Annotated in this window: 14 protein-coding genes and 1 riboswitch; of the genes, 12 read left to right on the top strand and 2 right to left on the bottom strand. The window is 65.8% G+C overall.

Annotation, left to right across the window (positions count from 1 at the left end; genetic code table 11):
* The coding region (locus RT513_RS03255; RefSeq protein WP_313533556.1) for a hypothetical protein at positions 1-341 on the top strand (341 nt) is incomplete at its 5' end.
* Here RT513_RS03255 and RT513_RS03250 read toward each other — a convergent pair.
* Positions 298-987 (bottom strand): helix-turn-helix transcriptional regulator, encoded by a 690-nt coding sequence (locus RT513_RS03250; RefSeq protein WP_290688970.1) that lies wholly within the window; start codon positions 985-987, stop codon positions 298-300. The two genes, RT513_RS03255 and RT513_RS03250, sit on opposite strands and share 44 nt — an antisense overlap.
* 141 nt (positions 988-1128) lie before the next feature.
* Between RT513_RS03250 and RT513_RS03245 the strand changes: the two genes are divergently transcribed.
* The 8 genes from RT513_RS03245 (at position 1129) to RT513_RS03210 (ending at position 7330) form a co-directional block, all read left to right on the top strand.
* The gene (locus tag RT513_RS03245; RefSeq protein WP_088214629.1) at positions 1129-1488 is read left to right on the top strand and encodes an antibiotic biosynthesis monooxygenase family protein; all 360 of its coding nucleotides are present in this window, start codon (positions 1129-1131) and stop codon (positions 1486-1488) included.
* Positions 1481-1858 carry an amino acid-binding ACT domain-containing protein gene (locus tag RT513_RS03240; RefSeq protein WP_088214630.1) on the top strand — a complete coding sequence of 126 codons (378 nt, stop codon included), beginning with the start codon at positions 1481-1483 and terminating at the stop codon, positions 1856-1858. The genes RT513_RS03245 and RT513_RS03240 overlap by 8 nt, the downstream gene beginning before the upstream one ends.
* A 3-nt stretch (positions 1859-1861) precedes the next feature.
* Positions 1862-2605, top strand: a complete 744-nt coding sequence (locus RT513_RS03235) for a sulfite exporter TauE/SafE family protein (RefSeq protein ID WP_290688974.1) — start codon at positions 1862-1864, stop codon at positions 2603-2605.
* A gap of 196 nt (positions 2606-2801) precedes the next feature.
* Positions 2802-3959, top strand: coding sequence for an NAD(P)/FAD-dependent oxidoreductase (locus tag RT513_RS03230; RefSeq protein WP_088214632.1), 1158 nt, complete (start codon positions 2802-2804; stop codon positions 3957-3959).
* Positions 3960-3970: 11 nt separating this feature from the next.
* Positions 3971-4744, top strand: a complete 774-nt coding sequence (locus RT513_RS03225; protein ID WP_290688976.1) for an SDR family NAD(P)-dependent oxidoreductase — start codon at positions 3971-3973, stop codon at positions 4742-4744.
* Positions 4745-4941: 197 nt separating this feature from the next.
* Entirely contained in the window at positions 4942-5700 is a 759-nt protein-coding gene (locus RT513_RS03220) for a LamB/YcsF family protein (protein WP_290688978.1), read from the top strand.
* Positions 5697-6371 (top strand): allophanate hydrolase subunit 1, encoded by a 675-nt coding sequence (locus RT513_RS03215; protein ID WP_290688980.1) that lies wholly within the window; start codon positions 5697-5699, stop codon positions 6369-6371. Before RT513_RS03220 ends, RT513_RS03215 begins: the two co-directional genes overlap by 4 nt.
* The gene (locus RT513_RS03210) at positions 6368-7330 is read left to right on the top strand and encodes a biotin-dependent carboxyltransferase family protein (protein WP_290688982.1); all 963 of its coding nucleotides are present in this window, start codon (positions 6368-6370) and stop codon (positions 7328-7330) included. The genes RT513_RS03215 and RT513_RS03210 overlap by 4 nt, the downstream gene beginning before the upstream one ends.
* On the opposite strand, the gene RT513_RS03205 is transcribed toward RT513_RS03210, so the two are convergent.
* Positions 7327-8262 (bottom strand): LysR family transcriptional regulator, encoded by a 936-nt coding sequence (locus RT513_RS03205; RefSeq protein ID WP_290688984.1) that lies wholly within the window; start codon positions 8260-8262, stop codon positions 7327-7329. The two genes, RT513_RS03210 and RT513_RS03205, sit on opposite strands and share 4 nt — an antisense overlap.
* A gap of 297 nt (positions 8263-8559) precedes the next feature.
* Positions 8560-8757, top strand: a riboswitch (cobalamin riboswitch).
* Between the two features lie 145 nt (positions 8758-8902).
* Between RT513_RS03205 and RT513_RS03200 the strand changes: the two genes are divergently transcribed.
* The 3 genes from RT513_RS03200 to RT513_RS03190 are packed head-to-tail and all read left to right on the top strand — an operon-like array spanning position 8903 to position 11714.
* Positions 8903-9913 carry an ABC transporter substrate-binding protein gene (locus RT513_RS03200; protein WP_290688986.1) on the top strand — a complete coding sequence of 337 codons (1011 nt, stop codon included), beginning with the start codon at positions 8903-8905 and terminating at the stop codon, positions 9911-9913.
* Positions 9910-10950: a FecCD family ABC transporter permease gene (locus tag RT513_RS03195; protein WP_290688988.1), complete on the top strand. Its 1041-nt coding sequence runs from the start codon at positions 9910-9912 to the stop codon at positions 10948-10950. Before RT513_RS03200 ends, RT513_RS03195 begins: the two co-directional genes overlap by 4 nt.
* Complete coding sequence (locus RT513_RS03190) at positions 10947-11714, top strand: ABC transporter ATP-binding protein (protein WP_290688990.1); 768 nt, start codon at positions 10947-10949, stop codon at positions 11712-11714. Before RT513_RS03195 ends, RT513_RS03190 begins: the two co-directional genes overlap by 4 nt.

Below are 11714 nucleotides of genomic sequence, written 5' to 3'. Positions count from 1 at the left end.
CTGATCATGACCTCAGGCCATCCGGGAAATTACACAACCTCGACGGACGTGACCGGGGCTGGCTATTGCGCCAGGTTGATGGCGCATCGGATGAGCCTTGTGACGAGGCGCCTTCGCTCTGCTTCATCACACTCTATTCGTTGCATCGAAACCCAAACCGGGAAATCCGTCAGCGAAAACACAAGCTGAAGCGCCGTGTCCGACGGGGTCTCATCCTTCAAGGCCTCGCGCACAAGCGCAGCAACGCCCGCGTCCACGGCTTGCAGAAACTGGTCCAGTTCCGGGATGAGGTGCCGATCAGCATTTGCCTTGGTGAGCCGGAGCGCCCAGCCAGTCCATGAAACCGCGCTCCCCCTCCCGGCTGAAGCTGATGATCCGCGAGGCAGGCGCCCGCCGCGCCCATGACAGGGTGATAAAGCGGTCGAGCATCGCGCGGCCAAGTCGTCCGGCGAGGTGGTGCCGCCGCTGGCTCCAGTCGAGACAGATCCGGCACAGGGGGCGGTTGCTCTGCGGGAGCGCGCCCTCGCTCAGACCCAATGCCGCGAGTTTCGCCCATCCCCGCTCCGTCACCGAAAGGTCGGGGGTCAACCAGCCTTCCGTCCGCATCCTGTCGTACAGATATACACCCATTTCCCCGGCGAGATGGTCGTAGCAGACGCGCGCCTTTCTCAGGGCCGGTTCCCGCGGACCGGTCCGCATGGGCGGCGCGGCATCGCTGGAAAAAACCATCAACGCCTCAAGAAGCGCTGCGACATGTGTCCCGGCCAGCCGGAAGTAGCGATGTCGCCCCTGCGCTTCAACCAGCAGGACATCTCCGTCCAGAAGCCGCGCAAGGTGGCTGCTGGCCGTCTGCTTGCTGACCCCGGCAATCTCCGCCAACTCCCCCGCGGTGAGCGCCCGGCCGTCCATAAGCCCGAGCAGCATGGCGCTGCGGGCCGGATCCGCCACCAATGCGGCGGTGCGGGCTATGTCTGGGCCTTCTGGCATGGTTCGATGATAATCGAACCATCTTGTTCTGCCAATCGGGTAGAAGGGCGAGGCAAGACGAAAGGCCATGACGATGAGATACCGCAATCAGTACCGCTCCCGCCGCGTTGCGGCGACCTACCTGCCCCGCAGGGCAGGCGCATGATCGCCGTGATCTTTGAGGTTTCGATGGCGGAAGAAAACCGCCGCGAGTACCTTGACCTCGCCGCGGGTCTGCGGCCGCTGCTGGCGGAGGTTGACGGTTTCATCTCCGTCGAGCGGTTTCAGAGCCTGACCTCGCCCGACAAGCTCCTTTCGCTGTCCTTCTGGCGGGATGAGGCTGCCGTCGCGCAATGGCGTACGCTGTCCGAGCATCGGAAGGCGCAGGCGGCGGGGCGCGATCATGTGTTTTCCGGCTACCGCTTGCGGATCGCCGGCGTGATGCGGGATTACGGCATGGACAGACGCGACGACGCACCTTCTGACAGCCGCGGCTATCATACGGAGGCGACCGATGTTTGATGTCGCTTTCGACCTGAATGCACACAGTCTGGCCGATCTGGGAGAAGCCATGGGGCGCGCCGGTATCGCATTTGAAGGAGGCGGCATGTTCAGCCACGGGCGCGGCGTGGCGGCGCATTTCCTGTTCGCGGATGCAGAGGCCGCGAAAGCCGCTGCGGAGGCAGCCGGTATTCCCGTGACAGCCGTCTCCCGCCCGCTGATCAGACGGCTGAAACAGGGGGAACCGGGCCAGCTTGGCGCTATCGCACAGGCACTGGCGGAGGCCGGAGTCGCGATCACCGCCCAATACTCCGATCACCATAACCGATTGATCCTGCTGGTGGACGAGCCGGAAGCGGGTCATGTCGCGACGCTCGCGTGGCAGGGGTAATGCATGGACAGCCTTCCGCTCGTCTTCGCGCTGACGTTCCTTGCCGCAGGCTTCGTGAAAGGAGTGTCCGGCATGGGCCTTCCCACGGTGGCAATGGGGGTTCTGGGCACTCTCATCCCGCCCGTCGCGGCGGCGGGGCTGCTGATCGTCCCGTCTTTTGTAACGAATGTGCTGCAATTCTTCAGTGGCCCCCAACCGCGCCGGACGGCGCTGCGGTTCTGGCCGATGATGCTGGCGATAACCGTCGGCACCGTGGCCGCACTGCCGCTGATGGTCCGGGCCGACCCGCGCCTCGCCTCGGCGCTGCTGGGTGTGGCGCTGCTCGGCTATGCGGTGTTCACGCTTTTCGCCGCGCCCCGGACGATTCCCGCGCGGGCGGAACGGGCAGCTTCGCCGGCGGTCGGGCTGGTGACAGGTGTCATCACCGGCGTGACCGGCGTTTTCGTGATCCCTGCCGTACCCTATCTTCAGGCGCTTGGGCTGAGGAAGGATGAGCTGGTACAGGCGCTCGGGCTGTCCTTCACGGTTTCAACCCTCGCCATGGCGGCGGGTCTGGCGGGATATGGCGCGTTCGAGACAGCAGGAATGCTACATTCGTGTCTTCTGGTCGTGCCTGCCTTGGCGGGGATGTGGCTTGGCCAGCGTTTCCGTGAGCGGATTTCGCAGAAGGCGTTCCGGCGCGGGTTTCTGATCGTTCTCGCCATCCTGGGCCTTCAGATGATCGGAAAGGCGATGATTTCGGCATAGCTATCAAATATACGCTCTGTTTCCGTTTCTCTGCGGTGCAAGATATACATTTCCGTTATATCTGATCGAACCAACCGGTCGGAGACAGGGCGGAAGCCGTGGTATAGTCAGAAGGGACAGATCGGCACACGAGGTCCCCCATGCCGCGCTTCGTCACAGACGCTTTCGGAGAGATGTCCGCCCGGTTCCACGCCATATGAGCGGGGTGGTGATCATCGGCGGCGGGATCATGGGCAGCACGGCGGCCTGGTTCCTGCGCCGGGAGGGGTTCACCGGGCCGATCACCGTCGTCGAACCCGACCCCACCTATCAGTTCAGCTCGACAGCGCGGTCGGCTGCTTCCATCCGCACGCAGTTCGGCACGCCGCTCAACGTGCGGATGAGCTTGTTCGGAGTGGAGTTCTTTCGTGGGATTCGCACCATTTTCGGGCCGGAGGCAGACATCGGCTATGTCGAGAACGGTTACCTCATCCTCGGCGGACCGGGGGATGTGGACGCGCGTCGCAGAGGCGCCTCCATGCAGCAGACCCAAGGGGCGGATGTCGCAGTGCTCCTGCCCGATGAGATCGCCGCGCGATTTCCGTTCCTCGCTCTGGAAGGGGTTGGGGTCGGCACTTTCGGGCGCACGGGTGAAGGGTGGTTTGACGCCTGGTCGCTGCTGGCGCTGATGCGCCGCGCGGCCCGTGATCGCGGTGTGATATATGAAAAGGCGAGCGTCCGGGGCTTTGATATTGGTGAGCGGGTGGATGCGGTCCTCCTGAGCGATGGCTCACGCCTCGCCTGCGACATTTGCGTGCTCGCTGCGGGGGCCGCCTCGGGCGCGCTTGCGGCACTGGCGGGGATCGCGCTTCCTGTAAGCCCGCGCAAACGGTCGGTGTTCAACTTCCGCGCGCCCGTAGCGCCGACGGGCTTTCCCATGCTGTTCGACAGGTCCGGCATCTGGGTCAGGCCCGAAGGCACGGGCTTCATCGGCGGCATTCAACCCCCGCCGGACCAAGACCCGGACGCGACAGGCGATTACGAGCCGCATCATGACCTGCTGGAAGACCCGTTCTGGCCCGCACTCGCTGCCCGTATCCCTGCGATGGAGCAACTGCGGCTGGAGCGGTCGTGGGCGGGCCATTATGAGGTCAATTCACTTGATCACAACGGGATCGTCGGCGCGCATGATGAGATCGGCAACCTGATATTCCTCACCGGCTTTTCCGGCCATGGGGTGATGCATTCTCCGGCGGCGGGGCGTGCCGTCGCGGAGCTGGTGATACAGGGCGGTTACCGCAGTCTCGATCTGTCCCCGCTGGGCTATGGACGGATCCGTGCCGGGGAGCCGCTCCATGAAACCGTGGTTTATTGAGAGGATGGACGATGAGGTTTGCTGACAGGGTTGTTGTCATCACGGGGGGTGCGCAGGGCATCGGGCGGGCCTGCGCGGAACGCTTCCTTTCGGAAGGCGCGAAGGTTGTGATCGGCGATGTGGATGCCTCCAGGCTGGCACGCACGGCTGGGGAAATCGGCACGGCGGAGACGGTGCTCCCCGTCACCACGGACGTGTCGCGCAAGGCCGATGTGGATGCACTGATCGCGACGGCTGTCGCGCATCTGGGACGCGTGGATGTGATGGTCAACAACGCCGGGGTCTGTCCTGTCGCCGATTTTCTGGATTTCACCGAAGAGCAGTATGACCGGACGCTTGCCGTGAACCTGAAGGGGGCCTTTCTGGGCACCCAGGCCGCAGCGCGGGCCATGATCGCGGCCGGGCGGGGGGGCGTCATCATCAACATGTCCTCCATCAACTCCGGTCTCGCCAATCCCTCGGTCGCGCCCTATGCGATTTCCAAGGGCGGCATGAATCAGGTCACCTCCACCGCCGCCGTGGCGCTGGCGCCCCATGGTATCCGCGTCTGCGGCGTAGGCCCCGGCACCATCGCGACGGAGATCATCAAGGGTGCCTTTACCGAGCGCGCGGGGATGGATGCGATCCTCGCCCGCACACCCATGGGGCGGCTGGGGGAACCGGAGGAAGTTGCCGGTGTGGTGGCATTCCTCGCCTCCTCCGACGCGTCCTACATCACGGGGGAGACGATCTACCCCGACGGGGGGCGGCGGATACTCAACTACACCGTTCCCGTGCGGGAGTGAGCGATGGTCTTTTTCAGCGGACCGCCGAAAAACCATTCCGGGGTTGCTCTGAGGTGGAGATCCTCCCCCCATTGTTGGAAATCGCCCCGGAAACGGCGAGTTTTGGATTGTGACCAGACCAATTACCTGACGTTCAACGTAAGTCCGGGCCGATGCCCGCCGTTTCAGCAGCCTGTTGAACCCCTGCGGCGCGCGCCATGAAGGTCGATCTGAACGCCGATCTGGGCGAAAGCTTCGGCCCTTGGGTGATGGGCGACGACATGGCGATGCTCGATCTCGTTACTTCGGCGAATGTCGCCTGCGGGGGCCATGCCGGCGACCCGGAGACGATGTTCGACACACTTCGCGCCGCTTCGGCCCGTGGCGTGAGCGTGGGTGCCCATCCGGGTTTCGCGGACCGGGAGGGCTTCGGACGCCGGGTGATCCCGATGCCCGCGGCGGAGATCGGGCGGCTCGTGGTGGCGCAAGTTGGGGCGCTGACGGGCATTGCAGCGCTCGCCGGGGCGCAGGTGCGCTACGTCAAGCCGCACGGGGCGCTCGGAAATCTGGCTGCCGATGATCGCGACGTGGCGGAAGCCATCGTCGGCGCGGTCGCCGCATTGCCGGGAAGGCTGGCGATACTGGCGATCTCGGGCACGGTGCTGGAGCAGGCGGCGCGGGCGGCCGGTCTGCCTGTTTACTCGGAGATATTCGCTGATCGGGCCTATCTCCCGAATGGGCGGCTTGTGCCGCGCACGCGGGAGGGTGCCATGCTGCACGACGCAGACGAAGCGGCGGAGCGGCTCATCCGGTTTCTGGACAGCGGCCGGATGCCGGTGCTCGGCGGCGATCCGATCCCGCTCTCCGCACAGTCCATCTGCGTGCATGGCGATAGTCCGGGCGCGGTGGGCATGGCGCAGCAGGTCCGCAGCAGGCTGGAGAGGGCGGGTGTCACCGTCGCGCCCTTCGCGCCGTGAGGACGCCGGTTTTCCGCCCGGTCGGAGAGCAGGGTCTGCTGGTCGAGTTCGGCGATGAGATTTCCGCGGACATCCATGCCCGCGTTCTTGCGCTGGACAGGTCGCTCAACGCATCGCCCTTTGCCGGCTTCCGGGAGGCCGTGCCCGCCTACGCCGCTCTCCTGATCCGCTTCGATCCGCTCCTGACCGATCACGGCATCGTCCGCCGCACGGCGGAGGCGCTGCTGCACGCCCCGGCCAGCCCGCTGGCGCCCTCGGCATTGCGGGAGGTGGCGATCTGCTATGACGAGGATTTTGCCCCGGATTTGGCGGCGGTAGCCCGCCACGGCGGGATGACGCGGGAGCAGGTGATCGCCGCGCACCTGGCAGGCGAGTATCGTGTCTTCATGTATGGCTTCGCGCCGGGCTATGCCTATCTCGCGGGCGTGCCGGAGGCGCTGCGCATGCCGCGGAAACCGGCCGCTGTCCGGGGTATTGCCGCGGGGAGCGTCGTGATCGCGGGGCCGCAGTGCCTTGTCACCACGCTCACCACGCCGACGGGGTGGTGGATCATCGGGCGATCACCCACGGCGATCCTGACGGGTGATCCTGCCGCGCCGTTTCTTTTCGACGTCGGTGACAGAGTGCGCTTTCGGCGCGCGAGTCGGTCGGAATACGAGGATATGAAATGACCGGAGCCCTGCTGTCGGTCATCTCCGCTGGCCCGCATGTCTCGGTTCAGGATGGCGGGCGGCCGGGTCTGATGCGGTTCGGTGTTCCCCAATCCGGCCCGATGGACCGTATGGCTTTTGCCGCGGCGAATATCGCGCTTGGCAATCCGCCGGATGCGCCGGGTATTGAGGTGTCGCTTGGGGGGCTGACGCTCGAATGCCTTTCGGGAGAGGTCGGCTTTGCCGTGGCGGGCGGTGGCTTCCGCATCGACCATGCCGGGCGACGTCGTGGCTCATGGACCGTCGCCACCCTTCGCGCGGGCGAGGTGCTGGTCATGCGGCCGGGACAATGGGGAAGCTGGTGCTACCTCGCGCTCGCCGGAAATCTGCTCACGCCCATCTGGCTGGGGAGCCATGCCACCCATGCGCTGTCGGGCTTCGGCGGTGGCAGGCTCCAGGCAGGACAGAGGCTGGAGATCGCGGAGGCCCGGGGGGCCACGGCGGGCGACATCCCTTGCCCGGTCTTCGCCCGTCCGCGTCGGTGCGTGCATGTGACCCTCGGCCCTCAGGACAGGTTCTTTTCAGCCGGGGCGCTGGAGACATTCCTTTCGATCTCATGGCGGATGACGGACGCCTGGGATCGGATGGGCGTGCGGCTTTCCGGTCCGGCGATCGCGCCCTCTGCCGCGCTCGACATGCCTTCCGAACCGATCACACGCGGGGCCGTGCAGGTTGCGGGCGACGGGGTGCCCACCGTTCTGCTTGCGGACCATCAGACAACGGGCGGGTATCCGAAGATCGCCACGGTGCTGGACTGCGACCTTGACGCTTTCGTTCAGTTGCGCCCCCATGATGAAGTGAAATTTCAATATGTTGCTCCGGAACAGGCGGTCCTTCGCGCGCGCGCCGCTGCGGCAAGGGCGGCGCTCTACAGACAGGGGATCGAACGGCGGGCGGCAGCGGCGGTGCTGTCTCCCTAGCCGCTGTCCGGCAGGCGTCCTTCCCATGTCCCGGATTGCACAAGGGCGGCTGTTTCGCTCACCACGGTCCGTTCGAGATAGCCCAGCAGGCGGGAGGGGTGGCGGTCCACCGGCACGGTCAGCATGAGCTGCCAGCCGGCCCGCGGATCGACCAGGGGCGCGATGCGAAGGCTGCCCCGCCCGATGTCCTCCCGAATGGGCGACGCGGGAAGCACGGTGTAGCCAAGCCCGTTTAACACCATATCCTTCAGAACCGAAAGACTGTCCGCTTCCAACACGACATTTGCGGTGACCCCCGCCGTCTGGACGAGTCTCTCTACCGTCTCCCGCATTCCGTGCCGGCTGCCGGAAAGGATCATCGGCAGGTCCGCCAGCCGCCGCGCTGCCACCGGGACCGACTGGTCAAGCCCGCTGTCGGCAGGCCCCACAAGAAACAGCTCCTCCTCCAGCAACGGGGAGGCGCGGAGCCATCGCAGCGGTTGCGTTTCGTAAAGGATGGCGATGTCCAGGTCTCCGCGTCGCAGCCAGTCCATCAGGAACGCCGAATAGGCGCTGACGATCCGAAGCCGTGCCTCCGGGTGAGCGCGGCGAAACGCGCGGGCCAGCGGAATGGCAAGGATTGCGGCCACGGTCGGCGGCATGCCGATGGAGGCTTCGCCGCGCAGGGGTACATCGTCTCCGCCAAAGGGCAGGCTGCGGATCGCCTCCAGTTCCCGCATGATCTGCCGCGCGTGGAGGAGCAGTTCCTGCCCCGCTTCGGTCAGCTGCATGCCCCGTCCGTGACGGCTGAACAGCCGGGTGCCGAGTTCCTGCTCCAGCAACCGGACCTGCCGGCTGAGCGCGGGCTGCGCGATATGCAGCCGCTCGGCCGCCCGCGACAGGCTTCCGAGTTCGGCGACATGCAGCACGGTGCGCAACTGGGCGATATCCATGGGTCAGCAATAGCGCGATGGGGGAGCCCGCGGTAGCCGTCTCCTCCCGCCCTTCCGGTCGGTTAGCAGGCTGCTGAAAAAGCCCTGAAGTGTCATGCCCATGCGCCGGAGATCGCAAATCGGCCCGGAAACGTACGGAAATATATAGGTTTCCGGCTGGATTTCGTCAGATGGCGAACGATTTCCGCTCCAACACAGGCCAAAAGCCTTTTTCAGCCGCCTGTCAGAACCCTGGGCGCTATCCGGTGACCGCCCGCCATTGGCCCCATGCCCCGGCTTGCCGGGCGGGCTGCAATGGGTTACGGGTCGGCTGTCGGTTTCCGAGAGGAATTGAAAGGGAATCCGCCGCCAGCCCGTCTGGCGAACCGGAACTGCCCCCGCAACTGTAGGCGGCGAGGAACACTGTGAACATGCCACTGTGGTGCAGACCATGGGAAGGCCGCAGTTTCCGTTGACCCACCAGTCAGGAGACCTGCCGACGTCTGAACGCAACACGGCCCGGACGGGGTGTCCGGGGAGGTGCCATATGACGTCTGTCCAGCGGGTGCCCAGCTGCGCCCGATCAGCCACATCTGCACAACGGCCCATGGCCGTTCCTCTCCGCATCCGCCGGGACCATCACCCTGATCGGAGAGCTCGCATGATCGCGCGAAACATTCTGGCCGCCCTGCTGGGCGCAGCGGCCCTGGCATCCCCCGCGCTGGCGGAAAGCCCCTATCCGCTTCACCTGACGAATTGCGGTATGGACCTGACCTTCGACGCCGCTCCCGCCAGCGCGGTGACAGTCGGGCAAGCGGCGACCGAAGTGCTGTACGCGCTGGGGCTGGGCGACAAGGTGGCGGGCACCGCCGTATGGTTCACCGATGTGCTGCCTGAGTTCAAAGACCTGAACGCCGGGGTGGAGCGGCTGGCGGACAATGATCCGAGCTTCGAGGCCGTTGTGGGAAAGCGCCCCGGACTGGTGGTGGTTCAGTATGAGTGGCACGTCGGGCCGCATGGCATCGTGGCCACGCGCGAGCAGTTCCGCGATGTCGGGATCCCCACCTATATCCTTCCGGCCGACTGCTGGAAGAAGGACAATGCCGTCGGCTCGGACGGCACGCGATCCGCGATGTTCGAGATGGAAAGCATCCATGCAGGGGTGCGGGAACTCTCCCGCATCTTCAACGTGCCAGAGCGGGGCGATGCGCTGGTGGCCGATCTCCGTGCACGGGAGGAGGCTGCCACAGAAAAGGCACAGGCGCTGGCGTTGAAGGACGCCTCTGCCGTGTTCTGGTTCTCCTCTGCGGAGATGGACGTCGATCCCTACGTCGCCGGTCGCAAGGGTCCGCCCGCCTATATGATGGAAAAGCTGGGCCTCAGGAACGTCATCGCAAGCGACGAGGAATGGCCGGTGGTGAGCTGGGAAACCATTGCCCGCGCCAACCCGAGCGTCATCGTGATTGCCCGGATGGACCGTCGCCGGTTCGAGGCGGATGACTATGAAAAGAAGCTCGCCTTCCTGAAGTCGGACCCGGTCGCCAGCCAGATGGACGCGGTGAAGGAAAACCGGATCGTCGTGCTGGATGCGCATTCCATGGATCCCTCCATCCGTAATGTAAGCGCGCTTGAAACGCTTGCCGATGCGCTGCCCTCCTTTGGTCTGAAATGATCGCTGACATCAATCTGCGCGCGCGCTTTGCCGCCCCGGTCTGGATTGCCGCGCTTGGGGTTGGTGTCCTTGTGCTGGCGATCCTTGCCGGGGTCGTCATCGGTGAGATGCCGCTGCCCGTGGAAACGGTTGCAGCGGTCCTTGCGAACCGGTTGCTGGGGGCGGCGCAGCCTGTCGATGCGATAGATGCGGCAATCATCTGGAACTACCGGCTGCCGCGGACACTGGTCGCCGCGGCCTGTGGGGCGGGGCTGGCGCTCTCCGGTGTCGTGCTTCAGGCCCTGATACGCAATGCGCTGGCCGACCCGTATCTGCTGGGCGTGTCCGCCGGGGCATCGACGGGGGCGGTCGCGGTGACCATCCTCGGGCTTGGCGGCGGCGCGATCGGATTGTCGGCGGGGGCCTTTGGCGGGGCAGCGCTGGCGTTTCTGCTGGTGGCGGCGCTTGCTCGTGCGGCGGGCGGCGGACCCGCGCAGCTTGTGCTTGCCGGGATCGCCGGATCACAGCTTTTCAACGCGCTGACGAGCTTCTTCATCGCCAAATCGGCAAATGCGGAGCAGGCGCGCGGGATCATGTTCTGGCTGCTGGGCAACCTGTCCGGGGTGCGTTGGCCCGATGTGGCGCTGGCGGTTCCGGCCGTGCTGCTCGGGCTGATCGTCTGCATCGGGCATGTCCGCGCGATGGACGCATTCTCCTTCGGCGCGCGTTCCGCGGCTTCGCTGGGGATTTCGGTCCGGCGGGTTCACCTGCTGCTGATCGGCGCGACGACGCTGATGACCGCCGTCATGGTGAGCCTCGTCGGCTCCATCGGTTTCGTCGGTCTGGTCATTCCCCATGCTGTCCGGTTCGTGGCGGGGCCGCGGCACGGGGCGTTGGTGCCGCTTTCCGCGTTGACGGGGGCGGTGTTCCTGATTGCGGCCGATATCGTATCCCGCATGCTCATTCCCGGGCAGGTCGTGCCCATAGGCGTGGTTACCGCTCTGGTTGGGGCGCCGGGCTTTGCGCTCATCCTGATCCGCAACCGGAGACGCTCATGAGGGTTCTGGTCAAAGACCTCGGCTGGCGCGTGCAGGCCCGGTCGCTGGTGGAGCGTGTGAGCCTCGACGTGGCATCGGGTGAGACGCTGGGACTGATAGGGCCGAACGGATCGGGGAAATCCACGCTCCTCCGCCTTATCGCCGGGCTGGTTCCGCGAGGTGAGGGGGAGGTGTGGCTGGATGGCGCTCCGCTGTCCCGGCTCCACCGGCGGGAGGCTGCCCGCCGTATCGCCTTTGTCGAGCAGCAGGCCGACACAGTGGAAGCGCTGACGGCGCGGGATGTGGTCGAACTGGGCCGAACGCCATGGCTCTCCGCGCTCCGGCCCTTTGGGGAAGGGGATGACGCCATTGTGGAGGACGCGCTGGCAGCGGTGGAAATGCGTCATATGGCGGCGGCGCTCTGGTCAACCCTGTCCGGCGGGGAGCGCCAGCGTATCCATATCGCCCGCGCGCTCGCACAGCGTCCGCGGCTGCTGCTTCTGGACGAGCCGACCAATCATCTTGATATCCACCACCAACTCGGCCTTCTCCGGCTGGTGGGACAGCTTCCCGTGACGGTGATCGTGGCGCTCCACGACCTCAATCAAGCCATGGGTTGCGACCGGATCGCGGTGATGGACGGCGGCAGACTTGCCGCCTGTGGCCCACCGGAGGAGGTGCTGACACCCGCGCGGCTGGCCAAGATCTTCCGCGTCGATGCCCGCCGCCTGACCGATCCCGCCGACAGGGCGACCATTCTGCGTTTCTGCTGCCTTGAGGAGTGA

This window comes from Haematobacter sp., from assembly GCF_032102465.1.
Taxonomy (GTDB): domain Bacteria; phylum Pseudomonadota; class Alphaproteobacteria; order Rhodobacterales; family Rhodobacteraceae; genus Haematobacter.
Note: the sequence above shows the minus strand (reverse complement) of the source record. Positions and strands in the feature narration are given on the sequence as shown.

Bases quoted from the DNA above. Each gene is read 5' to 3' on its own strand.
- RT513_RS03250 (WP_290688970.1), bottom strand. From the start codon at position 987: ATGCCAGAAGGCCCAGACATAGCCCGCACCGCCGCATTGGTGGCGGAT.
- RT513_RS03245 (WP_088214629.1), top strand. From the start codon at position 1,129: ATGATCGCCGTGATCTTTGAGGTTTCGATGGCGGAAGAAAACCGCCGC.
- RT513_RS03240 (WP_088214630.1), top strand. From the start codon at position 1,481: ATGTTTGATGTCGCTTTCGACCTGAATGCACACAGTCTGGCCGATCTG.
- RT513_RS03235 (WP_290688974.1), top strand. From the start codon at position 1,862: ATGGACAGCCTTCCGCTCGTCTTCGCGCTGACGTTCCTTGCCGCAGGC.
- RT513_RS03230 (WP_088214632.1), top strand. From the start codon at position 2,802: ATGAGCGGGGTGGTGATCATCGGCGGCGGGATCATGGGCAGCACGGCG.
- RT513_RS03225 (WP_290688976.1), top strand. From the start codon at position 3,971: ATGAGGTTTGCTGACAGGGTTGTTGTCATCACGGGGGGTGCGCAGGGC.
- RT513_RS03220 (WP_290688978.1), top strand. From the start codon at position 4,942: ATGAAGGTCGATCTGAACGCCGATCTGGGCGAAAGCTTCGGCCCTTGG.
- RT513_RS03210 (WP_290688982.1), top strand. From the start codon at position 6,368: ATGACCGGAGCCCTGCTGTCGGTCATCTCCGCTGGCCCGCATGTCTCG.
- RT513_RS03205 (WP_290688984.1), bottom strand. From the start codon at position 8,262: ATGGATATCGCCCAGTTGCGCACCGTGCTGCATGTCGCCGAACTCGGA.
- RT513_RS03200 (WP_290688986.1), top strand. From the start codon at position 8,903: ATGATCGCGCGAAACATTCTGGCCGCCCTGCTGGGCGCAGCGGCCCTG.
- RT513_RS03195 (WP_290688988.1), top strand. From the start codon at position 9,910: ATGATCGCTGACATCAATCTGCGCGCGCGCTTTGCCGCCCCGGTCTGG.
- RT513_RS03190 (WP_290688990.1), top strand. From the start codon at position 10,947: ATGAGGGTTCTGGTCAAAGACCTCGGCTGGCGCGTGCAGGCCCGGTCG.